This window comes from Acinetobacter sp. CIP 102637 (assembly GCF_000368425.1).
In the GTDB taxonomy this organism is placed as follows: domain Bacteria; phylum Pseudomonadota; class Gammaproteobacteria; order Pseudomonadales; family Moraxellaceae; genus Acinetobacter; species Acinetobacter parvus.
In genome coordinates this window covers 1,455,462-1,473,992 of the sequence record NZ_KB849435.1, presented here as the reverse complement: position 1 = coordinate 1,473,992, position 18,531 = coordinate 1,455,462, and the positions used below count along the sequence as shown (strand labels likewise).

At 42.1% G+C, this 18,531-nt stretch carries 18 protein-coding genes and 1 pseudogene; 12 read left to right on the top strand and 7 right to left on the bottom strand.

Features of this window, described 5'->3' with window-relative positions:
* Positions 1-44 precede the first annotated feature (44 nt).
* The 3 genes from minC to F967_RS10075 all read right to left on the bottom strand — a co-directional run bounded on the left by minC (position 45) and on the right by F967_RS10075 (position 3,176).
* Positions 45-764 carry a septum site-determining protein MinC gene (gene minC, locus F967_RS10085; protein WP_004676589.1) on the bottom strand — a complete coding sequence of 240 codons (720 nt, stop codon included), beginning with the start codon at positions 762-764 and terminating at the stop codon, positions 45-47.
* Positions 765-1,173: 409 nt separating this feature from the next.
* Positions 1,174-2,235: a hypothetical protein gene (locus F967_RS10080; RefSeq protein WP_004799684.1), complete on the bottom strand. Its 1,062-nt coding sequence runs from the start codon at positions 2,233-2,235 to the stop codon at positions 1,174-1,176.
* Positions 2,236-2,258: 23 nt separating this feature from the next.
* Positions 2,259-3,176: an acyltransferase gene (locus tag F967_RS10075; protein ID WP_004799683.1), complete on the bottom strand. Its 918-nt coding sequence runs from the start codon at positions 3,174-3,176 to the stop codon at positions 2,259-2,261.
* Between the two features lie 383 nt (positions 3,177-3,559).
* On the opposite strand from F967_RS10075, the gene F967_RS10070 reads away from it, so the two are divergent.
* The 10 genes and pseudogenes from F967_RS10070 (at position 3,560) to F967_RS10025 (ending at position 13,643) form a co-directional block, all read left to right on the top strand.
* Entirely contained in the window at positions 3,560-4,213 is a 654-nt protein-coding gene (locus tag F967_RS10070) for a YiaD family glycine zipper/OmpA-like lipoprotein (RefSeq protein ID WP_004676595.1), read from the top strand.
* A gap of 223 nt (positions 4,214-4,436) precedes the next feature.
* Entirely contained in the window at positions 4,437-6,476 is a 2,040-nt protein-coding gene (locus F967_RS10065; protein ID WP_004761799.1) for a UvrD-helicase domain-containing protein, read from the top strand.
* Between the two features lie 23 nt (positions 6,477-6,499).
* Positions 6,500-6,952 carry a dUTP diphosphatase gene (gene dut, locus F967_RS10060; RefSeq protein WP_004682795.1) on the top strand — a complete coding sequence of 151 codons (453 nt, stop codon included), beginning with the start codon at positions 6,500-6,502 and terminating at the stop codon, positions 6,950-6,952.
* Between the two features lie 193 nt (positions 6,953-7,145).
* Positions 7,146-8,567, top strand: a complete 1,422-nt coding sequence (locus F967_RS10055; protein ID WP_004799680.1) for a phosphomannomutase/phosphoglucomutase — start codon at positions 7,146-7,148, stop codon at positions 8,565-8,567.
* 14 nt (positions 8,568-8,581) lie between these two features.
* A complete protein-coding gene (argB, locus tag F967_RS10050; RefSeq protein WP_004682793.1) occupies positions 8,582-9,481 on the top strand; it encodes an acetylglutamate kinase in 900 nt (299 codons plus the stop codon).
* 123 nt (positions 9,482-9,604) lie between these two features.
* On the top strand, positions 9,605-10,381 hold the full coding sequence (locus F967_RS10045) for a GNAT family N-acetyltransferase (RefSeq protein WP_004757387.1): 777 nt from the start codon (positions 9,605-9,607) through the stop codon (positions 10,379-10,381).
* A gap of 98 nt (positions 10,382-10,479) precedes the next feature.
* Positions 10,480-11,328, top strand: coding sequence for a class II glutamine amidotransferase (locus F967_RS10040; RefSeq protein WP_004682790.1), 849 nt, complete (start codon positions 10,480-10,482; stop codon positions 11,326-11,328).
* 428 nt (positions 11,329-11,756) lie between these two features.
* Positions 11,757-12,047: pseudogene (locus F967_RS10035) on the top strand (bacteriohemerythrin); the annotation flags it as partial.
* A gap of 193 nt (positions 12,048-12,240) precedes the next feature.
* Positions 12,241-13,323: an SLC5/6 family protein gene (locus F967_RS10030; RefSeq protein WP_004799677.1), complete on the top strand. Its 1,083-nt coding sequence runs from the start codon at positions 12,241-12,243 to the stop codon at positions 13,321-13,323.
* Entirely contained in the window at positions 13,323-13,643 is a 321-nt protein-coding gene (locus tag F967_RS10025; RefSeq protein ID WP_004682787.1) for an RnfH family protein, read from the top strand. Before F967_RS10030 ends, F967_RS10025 begins: the two co-directional genes overlap by 1 nt.
* 325 nt (positions 13,644-13,968) lie before the next feature.
* Here F967_RS10025 and F967_RS10020 read toward each other — a convergent pair whose 3' ends face one another.
* Positions 13,969-14,367 carry an outer membrane protein assembly factor BamE gene (locus F967_RS10020; protein WP_004676608.1) on the bottom strand — a complete coding sequence of 133 codons (399 nt, stop codon included), beginning with the start codon at positions 14,365-14,367 and terminating at the stop codon, positions 13,969-13,971.
* Positions 14,368-14,747: 380 nt separating this feature from the next.
* On the opposite strand from F967_RS10020, the gene fur reads away from it, so the two are divergent.
* Entirely contained in the window at positions 14,748-15,185 is a 438-nt protein-coding gene (fur, locus tag F967_RS10015) for a ferric iron uptake transcriptional regulator (protein ID WP_004682786.1), read from the top strand.
* A 103-nt stretch (positions 15,186-15,288) separates the two neighbouring features.
* On the opposite strand, the gene F967_RS10010 is transcribed toward fur, so the two are convergent.
* The gene (locus F967_RS10010; RefSeq protein ID WP_004799675.1) at positions 15,289-16,407 is read right to left on the bottom strand and encodes a PilT/PilU family type 4a pilus ATPase; all 1,119 of its coding nucleotides are present in this window, start codon (positions 16,405-16,407) and stop codon (positions 15,289-15,291) included.
* A 25-nt stretch (positions 16,408-16,432) separates the two neighbouring features.
* Entirely contained in the window at positions 16,433-17,470 is a 1,038-nt protein-coding gene (locus F967_RS10005; RefSeq protein WP_004676611.1) for a type IV pilus twitching motility protein PilT, read from the bottom strand.
* A 126-nt stretch (positions 17,471-17,596) separates the two neighbouring features.
* On the opposite strand from F967_RS10005, the gene F967_RS10000 reads away from it, so the two are divergent.
* A complete protein-coding gene (locus F967_RS10000; RefSeq protein WP_004799671.1) occupies positions 17,597-18,283 on the top strand; it encodes a YggS family pyridoxal phosphate-dependent enzyme in 687 nt (228 codons plus the stop codon).
* Here F967_RS10000 and F967_RS09995 read toward each other — a convergent pair.
* Positions 18,280-18,489 carry a hypothetical protein gene (locus F967_RS09995; protein ID WP_004676613.1) on the bottom strand — a complete coding sequence of 70 codons (210 nt, stop codon included), beginning with the start codon at positions 18,487-18,489 and terminating at the stop codon, positions 18,280-18,282. The genes F967_RS10000 and F967_RS09995 overlap by 4 nt on opposite strands.
* Between the last annotated feature and the right edge of the window lie 42 nt (positions 18,490-18,531).

Sequence of the window (18,531 nt, the reverse complement as noted above, 5' to 3'; positions counted from 1 at the left end):
CCCTAAAAGGGCTTTTTGGTGCTTTTTTGACTTAATCAGTTAAGTTAAAACTGTAAGGGTTCAAATTCAAGCTCTTGCTTGTTATTTAAATAAATATGTACAGGTTTTTTGATCATATCTTTGGGGATATCATCCGCCACACAATAGGTTCCTGCAATCGAGATCAGTTCCGCTTCCAGAGAATTGCAGAAAATACGTGCTGAGCCATGTCCACCTGCGCCTGCAATGACTCTACCACGGGCATTGCCATAGATGTGAATATTTCCAGATGCAATCACTTCTGATCCACTATTCATGCCAGCATTCAGGATAATATCGCCCTGATCCTGTACCAAAGACTGACCTGTACGCAAAATCTCATCATGATATGAGGTGACATGGGTAACCGATGTGTTTTTTTGTGGTGTTTGTATTGCAGTGCTATCGACTGTTTTTTCAGGTGCATGGTCAACGACCTGCTCTTTAGAGGCCTTGATGCGTTGCAAGGGCTGATCGGTAGGCAAAACAGGGAACTGGATTGCGCGTGCCTCATCCCCCAAGATACCATCGATCACCGCCATTGGCTGTAAACCCAAATCAATTAACAGTTGGATCAGGGCAATCAGCTCTTGCTCGACGGTACTGTCAATAATGACTAAAGTCCCTAAATAAGAACCCTCATTGAGTGTGCTTGTCAGTTGCTGTCGGATTGCAGCATGGTCATTTGTGTCGAAAGTCAGTCGACTAAAATTCACCATTCTGCCCGTAATCCGTATATCAGCCATAATTTATCCTTCAGGGCTTTTTAAGCACTCTATTGTATAGGGTCTGTTGATATTTCAGCCATGCATTGCGTTATCGGCTAAAACGACATAAACAAGGCATGAAACGTAGGCAATGGCGATCCCCTTGTCAAGTTTCATAACGCAGTTTAGGGAAGTTTTAGCCATAACCCTGCGGGACAGGGACATTTTTTGCCGCTACGGCGTTATGTCTTATTTATTTAGAATGACTAAATTGCATAAGCCACGCCTTGTATCGTCTAAAAAATGTCCTCTGTCGCAATGAGAGCTGAAAGCTCGCAAGGTGAAATGTCAACAGACCCTAAGGGCAATGCCCTGCATATGTTGTAAATAAGAGCAAATGCTAGAACAAATTACAGTAATTCTCTAGCGTGATTGGTAAATTTTCTTGTCAACTTTCTGATTTTTTATCCAATTGATCGTATTCCTGCAAAGTTTGCTGCCATTGTTTGATCTTGACCTGCTTTCGTATTGCTTCAAGGCTTTCAAATACCACCGATTCCACCAGCTCTTCCAGATATTGGTTGTCAATGTTCAGTGCACTGACCTTTTCTGCGATAAGTTGATAGTTTTCATTGGGGCGATGTAGGGAACCTGCTGTAAATGGCTCAATTAAACCCGCACTGATATTCTCACCCAGACGTTGTCCAATACTCTGAATCTGCTGTTCAATCCGCCCCCCGACAATTGGAATCAAACGCAGCAGTTGTGTCAGCTCAGGTGTATCCTCAATCGCCTGATTAACGATGATACCCACTTTCTGAGTAATCACAGGCTGTTGCTGCTGTAATGCCTTGGCTAGCGATTCCTGTAGCATGGAGGAAAGCGTGATTGTAAACAATTCACGATGATGATCAACCAGGTCGTGGATAATCTTTTTGTGCGTGGAGCTGGTTTCAAGTTCGTGTCTTATACCATCAATCACGGTGATCACCACACGGTCAGACAGTTCTTCCATGATCACACTGTAATAAAACATCGCCTTAATGCGGATATTGTCTGGGATGACCTTGTAGCCAAGTTCATATAAACGGTAGGCGATGATACCTGCACGAAATAAGCGCAAAAAACGCAGGTGTGGAATGATGGCCAGAATCTCATACCAGTGGATAAAGGGAAAGAACCACCAGCGTGCATGATGTTTTTGCACAATTGAGAGTAGCCAGCGTACCGCCAGCTCAGTGATTAAAAAAATAATAAACCATGCTTCAGTGGTAATCACCCAGGGATGTAAATATGTACGATAGAACTCAAGGACACTGGGAAGATGGATAGTGTTGAAAAACCATTCCCCAATGTTGCTCATAAGGAAAAAGTTCATGCCCAGACAGAATAGATTGAAAACAATAATAAAGACCATGAAAATATCATAGGCGAGGAATAGTTTAAAAAACTTACTATTCGGATTCACATTATTATATTTAGGGTTTTGTCCTGAGTCCTGCTGGGTCATTTCTTGTTTAATCCCTAAAAAAATTATGGCTTATATTTGGATTTCATTGCAGTAATGAGTTGATCTTTTTCAGTCCAGACCTGATCCACCCATTTTTGGAAACGTTCCCGATAAACAGGATCATCTTCATAATTACCGCCAACCACCCAATTAGGAATGTCAATTTGACGCAAATCCACTGCAATGCGTGGAACATCGCCAAGCCAGAAATCTCCATAGTCTGGTACGCCGTCTGGATAGACAATAGTCATGTCAACCAGGGCATCAATCTTATCTCCCAGAATATTCAAGGCCAATGCCAGACCGCCTGCTTTAGGCTTGAGCAGGTTTTTATATGGGGATTGCTGCTGTGCATGCTTTTCTGGAGTGAAACGTGTACCTTCCAGATAGTTTAAAAGGGTAAAAGGCTGGCTCAATAACTGTTCGCAGGCTTTTCGCGCCTCATACATATCGCGTGACTTCAGTTCAGGATTTTTTGCAATCTGTTCCTTGGTGTGGCGTTTCATCATCGGGAAACCCAGGATTTTAAATGCCTGACCCACAAACGGAATGAAAATAAGTTCCCATTTGGTAAAGAAACGGGTAAGGGGCATACGGCTTAAACCAAAATACTGGTTCACTGTGGTATCCACCCAGCTTTGATGGTTACAAATCATCATATAGCGGCCCTGTAAATTAAGGTCAAGCTTTTCATCAATGCTGATATCCCACTTTAGGTTTGGCAGCACCTTTTCAATCAGGTGGTTGTTTATGCCAATCCAGCTATTGGCCAATTGAATATTGGTTTCGTCTATTTTTTTTGATTTTTTAAACAGCTTGGTAAAACCGAGTGCCAAAACAGGGGGACCATGTAAAAACGTGCTTCCTGTAATGACTGAACCAACTGTGAGTCCTTTACTGACTTTTTGCAATAAGGATGCTTTTTTATGGGCAGTAGACATAAATCTAACCTTGAGTACAGAGATTTAAAAAGATGTTCCAACTATAAACAACGGAAATTGCAATACAATTGTATATTTGAAGATGTTGACATTTTTTATGGACTTACCCATTTTCTGCAATTTTAATCCACTTTATCATATGTGAAGCACCCAGCATTTATAAAGTTCTTAAATAACTTTTATTGAAACATATATCTCATATTTTTAGAAATCCGATAAATTGAAAATAATGGAGAGAATATGAGGATTTTATGAAGTAAAATGCATCAAAATATTACAAAAAGATAAATAAATTGTTTATTATTAACAAAATATCAATGGTCTAGCTGAATTTTCTCATTCATTATTTGATCAGACAAAAATACATAGACAGGAGCTACGCAATGCGTGCATTAGTAATTTCAACACTGGTTGGGGCTGGATTGGTACTTTCTGGTTGCCAAACTACAGGTAATAACATGGGTGGCGTAGAATATGATAAAGCTGCCCTAGGTACAATAATTGGTGCTGCGGCAGGTTATGGCATATCTAAAGGTAATGCAAACACAAGTAAGCAAAATAACCGTGCTGCGGCAATTGGTGCGGTGCTTGGTGGTGCTGGCGGTTTATATCTTGACGATAAAGAGAAAAAACTACGTCAACAAATGCAGGGTACTGGTGTAGAAGTGGGCCGTAATGCAGATGGTTCTGTTCAATTGATTATGCCTGGTAGCATTACATTTGACACCAACAAGTCAAACATTAAGCCAAACTTCTATGGTACCTTGAACAAAGTGGCGCAAACTTTGGCTGAAGATAACCAGAGTGCGATTCTTGTAACTGGTTATACAGACAATACAGGTAATGACTCAATCAACATTCCATTGTCTCAAGCGCGTGCTCAGTCAGTAAAAAGCTATTTGGCAAGTCAGGGTGTATCAGCGGGCCGTATTGATGCGCAAGGTTATGGTTCATCAAACCCAATTGCGGACAACAGCACTGCTTCTGGCCGTGAACAAAACCGTCGTGTTGAAATCAGCATTTATGCAAAACAGTAATCTTCTTTACTGATTTGTGGGAAACCAGCTTCGGCTGGTTTTTTATTGCCTAAAATTAGGGTGTTGGAACTTTTAATATAATTAGTGCGACGAGTGGCGACGTATGGGTTGAGCGAGGCATCATAATTTATACATATCCTGAGATTTAGGATTAGGATTCTAAAACGGAGATGTCTATACTTAGTCTCGCAAAATCGGGCTCAAAAATGAGGGGTATGTACAGATGTCGACTGGTAGTCAACTCAATGACAAGCAATATGAAGCCATGAAATATGTTCAAGGGCCTTTGTTGGTGCTTGCAGGAGCAGGTTCTGGTAAAACATCTGTGATTACCCAAAAAATTGCCTATTTGGTGAAGCAATGTGGGATACCTGCCTACCGTATTACCGCGATGACCTTTACCAATAAGGCCGCACGTGAGATGAAAGAGCGTGTGGGGAAACTACTTTCCCGTGAAGAGGCCAAAGGGCTTTCTGTCTCAACGTTTCATACCTTTGGTTTGAATTTATTACGTTTGGAACTTAAACATTTACCGCTTAAAAATAATTTTTCCATTTTAGATGCTGATGACTGCAAACGTATCCTGATGGACTTGATGCAGCGTGACAACCTGTCTGGTGCGGAGAGTAAGGAACTCATTGCCAAGGCGATGAAGAAGATTTCAGACTGGAAGAATGATCTCATCATCCCTGAACAGGCGCATTCTGTCTGTGAAACAGTTGAGGATGTTCAACTTGCCCATTTGTATCAACTCTATGAACGTAACCTACGTGCCTATAATGCGGTTGATTTCGATGACTTGATTGTGCTGCCAACCCGCTTGCTTCAGGAAAATGCTGAGGTGCGAGAAAAATGGCAAAACCGTGTCCGTTATTTATTGGTCGATGAATATCAGGATACCAACACCGCACAATATACGCTGGTCAAGCTTCTGGTTGGAGTGATGGGGCAGTTCACCGCCGTTGGTGATGATGACCAGTCCATTTACGCATGGCGTGGAGCAAAGCCTGAAAACATGGCATTGCTGAAAGAAGATTTTCATAATTTAAACGTGATCAAGCTGGAGCAAAACTATCGCTCCACCAGCCGTATCCTCAAAGCAGCAAATGCTGTCATTGGTAATAATCCACATATCTTTGACAAGAAATTGTGGAGTGACAAGGGACATGGTGAAACCATTCGGATTATCACCTGTTTAAATGACGATGATGAAGCTGAACGGGTGGTGAAAGACCTGATTACGCATAAACTAATGAATGGCAAAAGCTGGAAAGACTACGCAATTTTATATCGTGGCAACTTTCAGGCACGGGTTCTCGAAACGCAACTGCGCCAAATGCAGATTCCTTATAAACTATCAGGTGGTCAATCATTCTTTGCTCGTGCCGAGATTAAGGATGTGATGAGCTATTTACGCTTAATTATCAATCCAGAAGATGACAGTGCATTCTTGCGTATTATCAATACGCCAAAACGAGCCATTGGTCCTGTGACATTGGAAAAACTTGGCTTGTTTGCGCAGGAAAACACCTTGTCATTGCTTACCGCATCATCAGACCAGCGTTTAGCTATGGTATTGCCAAAAAAAGCAGCCACACAATTGCATGAGTTTGCCGAATTTATTGCCACTTTTACCCGTGAATTACTGGATGATGATACGCCTGTGCCTAAGGTTCGTCAGATGATTATGGAAGCGGGTTATATCGACTATGTCCGTGAACAGGCTGCGACTCCTGCACAGGAAAAAACCAAACTCGACAATATCGAGAGTCTATATACCAGTATTCAAAATCTAATTAATCGCACTGATGATGTTGATGAGAAAAATATTGAAAGCGTGATTCGCAAGCTGGTGCTGCTGGATATGCTGGAGCAGCAACAGGAAGAAGAAGACACGGATAAGGTGAATTTGTTGACATTACATGCAGCGAAAGGGCTGGAATTTCCGTATGTGTACATGATTGGGCTAGAAGAAGAACTATTACCACATAAAAACTCGATTGCGGCTGAAACGATTGAGGAAGAACGCCGTTTAATGTATGTAGGAATTACCCGTGCGCGTCAGGGTCTAACCCTGACTTTGGCTGAGCAACGCAAGAATGGTGGGCAGATGCGTCAAATGACCCCAAGCCGTTTTCTGGATGAATTGCCACAGGATGAACTGGAGTGGCATGGTCGTAAAAAGAAACTTGCCCCGAATGTTGATCCGAAAGAACAGGCTCAACAGCATCTCGCCAATTTAAGAGCTTTATTGAAACGTTAATAAATCATCAGTAGGAATTTGTCATGAAAGTTCAGGTTAAAGTATTAGATGCCCGTTTAGGTCAGGAGTGGGCAATGCCTGCCTATGCAACTACAGGTTCAGCAGGTCTGGATTTACGTGCCTGTTTAGATGAAGCGATTGAGATTGCAGCGGGTGAAACCGTCCTGGTCAAAACTGGTCTGGCCATTTATATTGAAGATCCAAACTTTGCGGGCTTGATCTTACCACGTTCGGGTTTGGGACATAAGCATGGCATCGTATTGGGTAATTTAGTGGGTTTAATTGACTCGGATTATCAAGGTGAATTGATGGTTTCTGTGTGGAACCGTGGACAAAACACTTTCCGTCTGGAACCAGGTGAGCGTTTGGCACAATATGTTTTAGTGCCTGTGGTACAGGCAGAGTTTGAACAAGTGGAAGAATTTGTTGCAACTGGGCGTGGTGCAGGTGGTTTTGGACATACTGGGAAACAGTAAGTTTTTCGTTAATTATCACTTTAAATGCAATGTTTTGCTTAAAAACGTTGCATTTTTCATATTGCTTGTTCCTTAAAATTAGATTAAAAAGCAGCTGATTCATTATTTTAATTTTTCTGAATAAGGACTACTCATTTACTTAATAGTCTATATTTTTTAATTATTCTTAAATGTTGAGAATAGAGGGCTTGCTGTGAATATACAACAAACGTTTCCTCTGAATATTTTTCGTGCTTATGATATTCGCGGAAAACTTTCAAATCTTACCCCAGATATTATATGTTCCATTGCATATGCTTTAGCCCAACAATATAAATATGCTGAGCAGACTCAAATTGTGATTGGCTATGACGCACGTTTAACCAGCCCAAGCTATGCCAATATTATTCAAAAAGTATTGGAACAACAAGGCTTGAACGTGACTAATATCGGTTGCTGTTCATCGCCAATGATGTACTACATTGCCCGTGATTTTGGTGGGAATGGCATTATGGTGACTGCCAGCCATAATCCTAAATCGGACAATGGTATTAAATGGATTTTAAAGGGTGAACCGCCTAGCCCTGAGATTATTCAGCAGGTCGGTTTAGCAGCTCAATTTGCCTCAGAAAAAATTGGAAAAAATACTGATCTACAAGAATTATCGCATCATATTATTCCTGAATTTTGTTTAAAATATCAACAATCCTTATTGAGTGATATTCAGTTGCTGCGCCCCTTAAAAATTGTTCTGGATGGCTTACATGGTTCAGCAGGACACTGTGCCAAACAGGTCTTGCAGAATTTGGGCTGTGAAGTCATTGCATTGCGTTGTGAGGCGAATGGCCATTTCCCAGACCATGCACCCGATCCATCCCATGCTGCCCATTTGCAGCAATTGCAGGCCACGATTATTGCTGAAAAAGCGGATTTGGGTATTGCCCTTGATGGGGATGGTGATCGGGTCGTATTGCTGGATGAACAGGCACATATTATTAGTCCTGACCGCCTCATCTCTTTATTTGCGCAAATATGCTTACAACAACATCCGCATAAAGAAATCGTATTTGATGTGAAATGCTCTCGGATGGTTGCTGATACGGTGGGGCAACTTGATGGTCAGGCCAAAATGATCCGTACGGGCAGCAGTTTCCTGCGTGCCTATTTGTCCAAATCGCACGGTACAGCCGTATTTGGTGGTGAATATGCAGGCCACTATGTATTTAATGATGGACGTGGCTTTGGCTACGATGATGGTTTGTATGCCGCGTTACGGGTGATGGAATACCTCACCCAGTCCAATGCTCAAAGTCTGTCTGAATTGTTTAGTATTTACCCTGAACGATATTGTACCGAAGATACCTATATCAGTACGCATGAGGTCAATCCTAAACAGGTTTTGGATGACATTGAGCTGCTAAGCCAGCATTTAGGCGCTCGTTTAAGTAAAATTGATGGGGTAAGGCTTGATTTTGACGATGGTTTTGGCATTATTCGAGCATCCAATACAGGTGAATATTTCACTGTCCGCTTTGATGCAGATCATCCAGATCGGTTAACTGAGATTCGCCAAAAATTTGTTTCTATGCTGCAACATCAATATCCACAAATTGCACAAGAACTTGCACAGGCTTAATAAGGAGAGGGCGCATGCCACACGAGCATATCGGCATTGATAAAGCAAAAATTTTGATTGAAGCTTTGCCGTATATTCAGCGTTTTGCAGGAAAAACGCTGGTGGTCAAATATGGTGGTAATGCCATGACTGATCCAGAGCTGGAAAGCTCATTTGCTCGTGACATCGTGTTGTTGAAAACAGTGGGTTTAAATCCAATTGTGGTCCATGGTGGTGGTCCACAGGTCGATTCATTGTTGAAGCGTCTTGGGCAGGAATCTGACCGTATTGATGGGATGCGTGTGACTGATGCTGCCACTATGGAAGTGGTTGAAATGGTTTTGGGCGGTAGTGTCAATAAATCCATTGTCAACCTGATCAACCAGCATGGTGGCCGTGCCATTGGTTTAACAGGTAAAGATGGTAACTTGCTGCGTGCCCGTAAATTACTGATGGAAAAACAGGAAGCCGACGGTTCAGTCACTCAAATTGATTTGGGGATGGTCGGTGAAGTCACAGGTGTTAAAACAGATGTACTGGAAATGTTTACCCAAGGTGACTTTATTCCAGTGATTGCGCCTTTGGGTGTGGATGAAGAGGGCAATACCTATAACATCAATGCAGACTTGGTTGCGGGGAAAGTGGCTGAAGCCTTGGGTGCTGAAAAATTGATTTTATTGACCAATATCACAGGGGTATTGGATGAGAATAAAAACCTGTTGACTGGACTGAGCACGCAGGAAGTTGATCGCCTGATTGAGACTGGTGTGATCTATGGTGGTATGATTCCTAAAGTGGGTTGTGCACTGGATGCGGTGAAAGGTGGTGTAGTCAGCGCACACATCGTTGATGGTCGTGTACCACATGCCACCTTATTGGAAATCTTTACCGATCATGGGGTGGGTACTTTAATTACCAATCGAGCAAAACACTAGGATTTTGCAAATAAAAAGAGACCTCATACAGGTCTCTTTTTTCGTCATCATCTGTTCATGTTTTATTCATTGAAGTGTCATTGAAGCGATTTAAGGTAACTCTAGTCATAAGGAGCTTTCATTATGCTAGAAAAATTAAATCAGTATCGTCATACACTGACTTCACCTTTACGCCAGAAACCATCACAAAACCAGTTTCGTTTTGAGTGGGTGGATAATCTAAAAGAATTACAACAAGTACAACGCTTTAGGGCAGCACAGTTTAGCCACCAGTTTGGACTGTCCTTTGAGGATGGTCTGGATCAGGACCTTTATGATTTTGGCTGCGAACATGCGGTATTACGTGAAAAATGGACAGGTGAAATTGTTGCCTATACTCGCCTCAAGTTGTTTCAGGGGCATGAAATTGGGCAGAGCTACAGCGCTCAGGAATTTGAAATCATCCCTCATTTGTCCCATTTACCAAACGTTTTGGAAATTGGACGTACCTGTGTACATCCACAGTTTCGATCTGGCAAGGCATTATCCATGTTGTGGCTGAATCTTGCCCCTAAAGTGCTTTGGTCGATGCGTGCCAAATACCTCATGGGCTGTGTCAGTATTCATCTGGAGGATAATCTGGCGCGTGCCTATTATACCCATCGCCAGCTTCAGCAGTTGGCGGATCATCAAAGCATTGACATTCGTTCCAAGCGTGCCTTTGAACCAGAGCGTCCTGACTACAGCTTTCCGCAGGATGAAAAGATGCCTAAGCTATTTCAAACCTATTTGGGCATGCAGTCCAGACTCTCCAAACAAGCCTTTTATGATGAGGATTTTAAATGTCTGGATTATTTTGTATTTCTGGAAGTGAACAAGATCGCCACCTCATTTGTGATGAATAAAATGGCGCAACGGTAGGAATTATCACACTTCATCCAATAGTGCGCACATATTCAGATTTACAACGCATCTGAACCTCATGCACAATAGGCATAGATGTTAGCAAGTTAGAAGATATGTGCCAGCTATTAGGAATGAATTGCGCCACCCCTACAGACATTACCTTTTCTTTTCGTGGTTTTTCCCAACGAGCTGGTGTCACGTCTGATCACTGTGATGGTTTTGGTATTGCTTTTTTTGAAGATAAAGCCTGTCGCCTATTTGTCGATAATCAGTCTGCGGTTGAATCGCCAATTGCCGATTTAATTCGCAATTATCCGATTAAATCCCGTAATGTGATTGCACATATCCGAAAAGCAACACAAGGCAAAATTACGCTGGAAAATTCCCATCCATTTTTGCGTGAGTTATGGGGGCGGCATTGGATTTTTGCGCATAATGGCGATTTACATGATTTTAATCCCCAACTCAGTGGTCGTTTTGAACCTGTGGGCAATACCGATAGTGAACGTGCATTCTGTTACTTGCTGGATCAAATGGTTCAAACATTTGGCTATACCGAGCCTTGTATCGAAAAAGTCTTTTCCCTGTTAGAGCGTATTGCGCCACAGATTGCTGAATTCGGCACGTTCAATTTCTGCCTGTCCAATGGCAAGGCACTGTTTAGCTATGCAACCACCAAGCTGCACTGGCTGGTACGTGAATACCCATTTCAGCATGCCCACCTGATTGATCTGGATGTCGAGGTTGACTTTAGTGAGGTGACCACCCCAGAAGATCGTGTGGCTGTGATTACCACTGAACCTTTAACGCATAATGAAGCGTGGAAAGCGTATCAGCCTGGAGAAATGATCTTGTTTGAACATGGTCAACCGACTAAACATGCTTTAACGCGGGTCGAGCGTCTTATGCGGGAAGCTGAAAATCCAGCATTAAAGCGCATAACAAGGGCAGACCAATATTAGAGAAGAGAACAACAGAGTGGCTATTATCTCATTCAGATATTGTAGAGGGTATTCATTTTATAGATTTAAAAACACTTGTTGGTTTTAAAGCAGGTTATGGGTGTGAAAAATATATTCCTGATTTAAAGTGATAGAGCCTTATCTTTAAAATCTGAATAATAGGTTTTAATACCAAAGTATAATTTAAAATAATAAAAATTATTTTATTTCAATAAAATAATGAAGTTAATTTTATCATTGATTAAAAAATACTTGAGTGTTTTGATCGGTATAATATTAAATTAAATAGAAGACAATAGGTTAATTGTTTTTAAGTGAAAATTTTTAAAATCTGACAAAAATGCTGTGTTTTTATTTAAAAAATTTGTCGATATGATGTTTGAATTCGCCTTTTTATTCACTAAATAACGTTGGTTTTCAGGTGGGGTGTGGGGATGAAGTGGTCTGTCGAATATAATACAGGAATAGACGTTATTGATGATCAGCATCGTCGTATTCTGGATTATATCAATGAAATTGCTGATTTAAAATATGCCAGTGATCGGGTAAAGATGAAAGGGATTCTGGATAATATTATTGATTATACCCAGTCACATTTTATCTTCGAGGAAAGCTTGCAGGAAGAGGCAAACTATAAATACCGTATACCACACAAGCGCGTACATGACTTATTTATCAAGAAAATAGAGTCCTATCGAGAGCGTTTTGAGTGGGGGCATGATAAATAAGGGATCGAACGAGTAAAATAATAAATGATGCGCGGCAAATCATCTGAATGGGTGATTTGCTTTTTTCTTTCGGCATCTTTTGTTTTGATTTTCACGCTTGAGAAAGGCAAAATAGATTGAATATTTCATTGTAAGCTCCATAAAGAAGTGCAATGAGTTCAAGGATTTTTTCAAGGAATGCATTATGCAGGACACCGCTCTGTCACGCTGGCTGGCTCCAGTGATGGCATTTTGCTTATCTTTTGTCATGATCACAACATTGGCCCCTACCGTTGGTATCCAGATTGATCGTCAATTTGACTTCTGGCTGTTGTGGTTGGGTACTATGTTTGTGTTGGCATTACCCATTGGCTATCTTGAAATTGCTTTAGCAAAGCGTTCACAGACCACAGCATTGCAGGCACTTTCCAGCTTGACACGCGATGCGGATGCCTCACCTAGATGGCGTCTGGTTGGCTGGTTAGCTGTGATTTTTGTTCCCTTTTTTACAGGGAGTGTTTTAACCACAGCAACGCATGTGGTCGCTCTGCAACTTGCAGCAGATATGTCCAGCCAAATTATTTTTGCGGTTTTGGCAATCATCGCTGTTGGCGTGTCCTTTATTCCACGTTTATTTTTAATTGCACTGACAGCAATTGGTGTGATTAGCGCATTTATCCTTGCCAATGTAATGGGAACCGAGCTACAGGCATGGCACTGGACAGGAGTGGAGTTTAGGGAATGGGGCAATGCCACCGTTTTGGCTCTGGTGGCCAGTGGTTTAGGCTTGGGTCTATATTGGCAGAGCAGCTTGTCTACAATTAAAAAGCAGGACAATGCATCTTCAGCCACATTACCGATCTGGATAGCCCAGTTATTTGCTGTGATTGCTTTTGGATTCTTTTCAATTCAGGCCCAGCTTCCAGCTCTAGCCTGGGTGTTTGCTGCAATCATGTCAGCCGCGTTATTGATTCAATTGGCGAAAGAACAGTTGGCACAACGTCAACTTGCAGTCATTGTGCAGTGGGTGATTATTGTTGCTGCCATTGCAGTTTGGATCATACCTCAGGTTGAGCAAATCTTTAATGTTTTACTGATGTTATGGGGACTGGTCATTTGCCTGATCTATGCCATTTTTGCAGGCTGGATCATGAAGATTAGCCATCTGCGTAAAGCCATGAATTTTAGCAATGAACTGTTTTATAACCTGTGGCGTATTGCCGTGCGTCTGGTGTTGCCACTTTCCATTATTGTTGCGATGGTGGCCGTTATTGGACAAAGTCTATAATGGAACAGGGCAAACAAGTCTGGGTTGCCTTTGCCAGCCCTGAGCATCAATTTCATATCGCCGTTGCCTTTATTGAGGGCATGACTGCATTGCAGGCAATCCAGAACAGTGGCTTGGCTGATCAGGTCAGTTTACCTGAACCTTTGCAGTTGGGCGTTTTTGGTTCAAGAATTGAGGCTGAAACAATATTGCAGGCTGGGGACCGTGTTGAGGTCTATCGCGCTTTAACCATTAATCCCAAAGATATTCGACGTAAGCGAGCTGCAAAGAATCCAGTTGGTCGATTTGTAAAGGGGAATCGGTTTAGACCATCACAATAAGAGGGGCTGCTGATATTTCAGCCATGCCTTGCGTTATAGGCTAAAACCATACAAACAAGGCATGAAACGCAGGCAATGGCGATACCCTTGTCAAGTTTCATAACGAAGTTTGGGGCAGTTTTAGCCATAACCCTGCGGGACAGGGACATTTTTTGCCGCTACTGCGTTATGCCTTATTCATTTAGAATAGCTAAATCTCATAAGTCATGCCTTGTATCGTCTAAAAAATGTCCTCTGTCGCAAGCATCTGTGAAATATTAGCAGCCCCTCAGAATAAAACCCCTCACGAATGCTTCGATGAGGGGCTTTATTTATGGGAAAGTGGTTATAGTGGGGGCGCAGTCAAGATGGCTTCTTTTGATGCTGGTAAACCAGGCTGTGATTCAGGGATGGTATCCAGGCCCTCAATACGTTGTACATTACCATTTTCGTCAAAGTAAACTTTTAAATGTTGGCCATGGGCTGCTGGTATTTTTGCTTTTTTTGCATAGGTACCTGGTATATAGTTGTAGATGTAGTCCCAGCGCTGTGGATTTAAAGGATCTGTCACAGTTGGACTACCCAGCAAGAAACGGACTTGCTGAAAGCTCATGCCGACCTGTACTTGAGATGCCTGTGCTTTGGTTAAGGGTGTTCCCTGTGGAATATCAACTTTATAAACACCAAAGACTGAACAACCGCTAAGTACTGAAGTGACGAACAACGCCAGCATGATTTTTTGCATTTTGCTACACTATCCTGATAAATGATGATGCATTTGATTCAAGGATAGATCATACTGCATTTAAATACTAGGGTCTGCTGCCATTTCAGCCATGCCTTGCGTTATCGGTTAGAACGACATAAACGAGGCATGAAACGCAGGCAATGGCGACTCCCTTGTCAAGTTTCATAACGAAGTTTGGGGAAGTTTTAACCATAACCCTGTGGGACAGGGGCATTTTTTGCCGCTACTGCGTTATATCTTACTTATTTAGAATTGCTAAATTTCGTAAGTTATGCCTTGTATCGTCTAAAAAATGCCCTCTGTCGCAAGCATCTGTGAAATGTCAGCAGACCCTACTTGCCTATTCCAACTTAAGATTTGTTGAGAGACCTTTTTTCATGCCTATTTCCAACCAAGACTTACGTAAAGCTGGACTTAAAGTCACCCTTCCTCGTATTAAGATTTTGGAATTATTAGAAAATTCAAAGCAACACCATTTAAGTGCGGAAGATATTTATAAAACACTGCTAGAGCAAGGTGAAGATGTTGGCTTGGCAACAGTTTACCGTGTGTTAACACAATTTGAGGCTGCTGGAATCATTCAGCGTCATCATTTTGAAAACAACCACTCTGTTTTTGAAATTATGCAGGAAGATCACCACGACCACCTAGTATGCCTGAATTGCAACAAAGTTGTTGAATTTACAAATGATGTGATTGAAAAGGAGCAACATTCAGTTGCAGATCAGCATGGTTTTGCCTTAACTGGCCATTCGCTGAATTTGTATGGTTATTGTAGTGATGCTGAATGTCAGGAAGCTTTTCGTAAGAAATAAGTATTCAAGCTCGTAAAGTTTGTTTAATTGACCAAAATTAAACAAATAAAAAAGAGAAAGTTGCTCACAACTTTCTCTTTTTTAATGGATTAAAAAAAATCGCTTATTGACCATCAAAGGTAATATTTTTGCTGGCACTGAGTAGTTGATCTGCACCTTCTTCTGAAAGTTTGATGGTGAGACGTAAATCGTTTGGCGAGTCTGCATGTTTAAGTGCATCTTTGTAGGTGATTTCACCTGCCTTATAAAGGTCAAATAAGGCTTGGTCAAAGGTCTGCATCCCTAATTCACGTGAACGCTTCATCAGATCTTTAATTTCATGTACTTCACCTTTGCGGATGTAATCTGCCAATAATGGTGTATTGATCAAAATTTCAATGGCAGCACGGCGTGAATTACCGTCAGGGGTTGGAATCAGCTGTTGTGCGACCATTGCTCTCATATTAAGCGACAAGTCCATATAAAGCTGGCTATGGCGATCTGCTTCAAAGAAGTGAATAATACGATCAAGTGCTTGGTTTGCGTTATTTGCATGTAGGGTGGCTAATACCAAGTGGCCTGTTTCCGCAAAGGCAATGGCATAGTCCATGGTTTCACGGGAACGGATCTCACCAATCAGGATCACATCAGGTGCCTGACGTAAGGTATTCTTCAATGCAATCTCAAATGAGTCAGTATCAATACCCACTTCACGTTGAGTGACAATACAACCCGCATGTTGATGTACAAATTCAATTGGGTCCTCAATGGTAATAATATGACCCTTTGAATTTTGGTTACGGTAACCAATCATCGAAGCTAATGAGGTTGATTTACCTGTACCTGTTGCGCCTACAAAGATAATAATACCACGTTTGGTCATGGCGAGTTCTTTCAGCACACTAGGGAGCTTGAGTTCATCCATGGTTGGAATAACAGTTTCAATACGACGTAAAACCATTCCAGGCATATCACGTTGCTGAAATGCGCTGACACGGAAGCGTGCTGTTTTTTCACGGTTGGTGATGGCAAAGTTACATTCACGTGTATCGGCAAATTCTTTACGTTGCTTGTCAGTCATCACTGAGTTGATCAGTTGACCGACAATTTCACCCGATAGCTTGGTTTTGGCAACAGGCACAATTTGTCCGTTAATTTTCATTGACGGTTCAACATCTGCGGTGACAAACAAGTCCGATGCATTTTGTTGAATCATCAGATTAAGTAAATCATTAAAATCCATATTATTTCTCTAATCCATTTTATTCTTATAAGAATGATTCAGGCTGTTTGGCTGCGGTACGAGCAGTTTGAGTACTAATCACACCTTTGGAGACCAGTGTTTTCAGGCTTTGATCCAGTGTGGTCATACCGTAGTTTGCACCTGTTTGAATCGCAGAGTACATTTGGGCAACCTTGTTCTCACGGACAAGGTTACGAATTGCTGGAATACCAATCATGATCTCGTGTGCTGCAACACGACCACCACCATTCTTTTTCAAGAGTGTTTGGGAAATCACCGCTTGTAGAGATTCTGAAAGCATGGCACGTACCATGTCTTTTTCTTCAGCAGGGAATACGTCAATCACACGGTCAATGGTTTTTGCCGCAGAGGTGGTATGTAGTGTACCAAACACCAAGTGGCCCGTTTCCGCAGCAGTCAATGCCAGACGAATGGTTTCCAGGTCACGCATTTCACCAACCAGGATAATGTCAGGGTCTTCACGCAGTGCTGAACGCAGTGCTTCATTGAAGCCATGTGTATCACGGTGCACTTCACGCTGGTTGATCAGGCATTTTTTAGACTGGTGTACAAATTCGATTGGGTCTTCGACCGTTAAAATGTGGTCATAGCGGTTTTCGTTGATATAGTCGATCATCGCCGCAAGTGTGGTTGATTTACCAGAACCCGTTGGCCCTGTCACCAGTACAATCCCGCGTGGATAATCACAGATTTCCTTGAAGATTGAACCCAGCCCCAGATCTTCCATACTTAAAACCTTTGATGGAATGGTACGGAACACCGCACCCGCACCGCGGTTCTGGTTAAACGCGTTCACACGGAAACGGGCAATGTTGGGAACTTCAAATGAAAAGTCTGTTTCCAGCTTTTCTTCATAGTCACGACGTTGTTTATCGTTCATGATGTCATACACCAGACGGTGTACATCTTTATGCTCAAGTGCTGGCAAGTTGATTCGGCGAACTTCACCATCCACACGAATCATAGGAGGCATACCTGATGAAAGGTGTAAATCCGAAGCACCGTTTTTGACTGAAAAGGCGAGTAGTTCTGTAATATCCATAATTTCCCCGAAACAAACCAAAATGTCTCATTATTTTGTAGAATAATATACGGCTTTCATTCAGGCTTACCAACACCCTGAGTCCTATCAATGTAAAAAAAGATTTTACAAGTGAGAACTGTGTCAATGAATCAATCGCAACAATCCCGTCAATCCGTATTAGATCAGATTCAACTGGCGTGTGAGCGTGTCCAGCGTGATCCTGCATCCGTGCAATTGCTGGCTGTTTCAAAGACTCATCCCAGCCAAAGTCTGCGGGAAATGTATCAGGCTGGACAGCGTAGCTTTGGGGAAAACTATTTGCAGGAAGCGTTGACAAAAATTGATGAACTACAGGATTTAGAGATTGAATGGCATTTTATTGGTCATGTACAGCGCAATAAAACTAAACATTTGGCGGAAAAGTTTGATTGGGTGCATGGCGTAGATCGCCTGATTATTGCTGAGCGATTATCCAGTCAGCGTATGGACAGTCGAAAGCCTTTAAATATCTGTATTCAGGTGAATATTGATGGGCAAGACAGCAAGGATGGCTGCCAGCCTGATGAGGTTGTTGAACTGGTTAAACAGATTAGCCAACTTCCAAACATACGTTTACGTGGGCTAATGGTGATTCCAGCGCCAGAAAATAGTGTCGCATTTGCCGATGCAAAAACCTTGTTTGAGCAAGTAAAATCACTCCATGCACGGCCTCAAGATTGGGATACCTTGAGTATGGGGATGTCAGGTGATTTGGACGCTGCTATTGCGGCAGGTTCAACCATGGTCAGAGTCGGGACAGCGCTGTTTGGTGCACGGGACTATCATCATTAGAGCTTGGTAATTTGGGGTTTGATTTTGATCAGTTCGGCTGTTCCAAATAAAGAGGCAAAGGGCACATCTTTAGCATCCAAACCTGTACCAACCCTTACAAACTCATCAATCGCTCCCATATTCGTTGCATCAAACAGTATCCATTGTTGACCCAGATAAACTTCAAAAATGGCATGGAAATCAGGTAGTGCCTGGTAAAAAGGCATATAGCCAAACACGATTTGACATGGTGAAATTCTAAGGTAATG

Coding starts and splice junctions, on each gene's coding strand:
- minC (WP_004676589.1), bottom strand. CDS start 764: ATGGCTGATATACGGATTACGGGCAGAATGGTGAATTTTAGTCGACTG.
- F967_RS10080 (WP_004799684.1), bottom strand. CDS start 2,235: ATGACCCAGCAGGACTCAGGACAAAACCCTAAATATAATAATGTGAAT.
- F967_RS10075 (WP_004799683.1), bottom strand. CDS start 3,176: ATGTCTACTGCCCATAAAAAAGCATCCTTATTGCAAAAAGTCAGTAAA.
- F967_RS10070 (WP_004676595.1), top strand. CDS start 3,560: ATGCGTGCATTAGTAATTTCAACACTGGTTGGGGCTGGATTGGTACTT.
- F967_RS10065 (WP_004761799.1), top strand. CDS start 4,437: ATGTCGACTGGTAGTCAACTCAATGACAAGCAATATGAAGCCATGAAA.
- dut (WP_004682795.1), top strand. CDS start 6,500: ATGAAAGTTCAGGTTAAAGTATTAGATGCCCGTTTAGGTCAGGAGTGG.
- argB (WP_004682793.1), top strand. CDS start 8,582: ATGCCACACGAGCATATCGGCATTGATAAAGCAAAAATTTTGATTGAA.
- F967_RS10045 (WP_004757387.1), top strand. CDS start 9,605: ATGCTAGAAAAATTAAATCAGTATCGTCATACACTGACTTCACCTTTA.
- F967_RS10040 (WP_004682790.1), top strand. CDS start 10,480: ATGTGCCAGCTATTAGGAATGAATTGCGCCACCCCTACAGACATTACC.
- F967_RS10030 (WP_004799677.1), top strand. CDS start 12,241: ATGCAGGACACCGCTCTGTCACGCTGGCTGGCTCCAGTGATGGCATTT.
- F967_RS10025 (WP_004682787.1), top strand. CDS start 13,323: ATGGAACAGGGCAAACAAGTCTGGGTTGCCTTTGCCAGCCCTGAGCAT.
- F967_RS10020 (WP_004676608.1), bottom strand. CDS start 14,367: ATGCAAAAAATCATGCTGGCGTTGTTCGTCACTTCAGTACTTAGCGGT.
- fur (WP_004682786.1), top strand. CDS start 14,748: ATGCCTATTTCCAACCAAGACTTACGTAAAGCTGGACTTAAAGTCACC.
- F967_RS10010 (WP_004799675.1), bottom strand. CDS start 16,407: ATGGATTTTAATGATTTACTTAATCTGATGATTCAACAAAATGCATCG.
- F967_RS10005 (WP_004676611.1), bottom strand. CDS start 17,470: ATGGATATTACAGAACTACTCGCCTTTTCAGTCAAAAACGGTGCTTCG.
- F967_RS10000 (WP_004799671.1), top strand. CDS start 17,597: ATGAATCAATCGCAACAATCCCGTCAATCCGTATTAGATCAGATTCAA.
- F967_RS09995 (WP_004676613.1), bottom strand. CDS start 18,489: ATGCCTTTTTACCAGGCACTACCTGATTTCCATGCCATTTTTGAAGTT.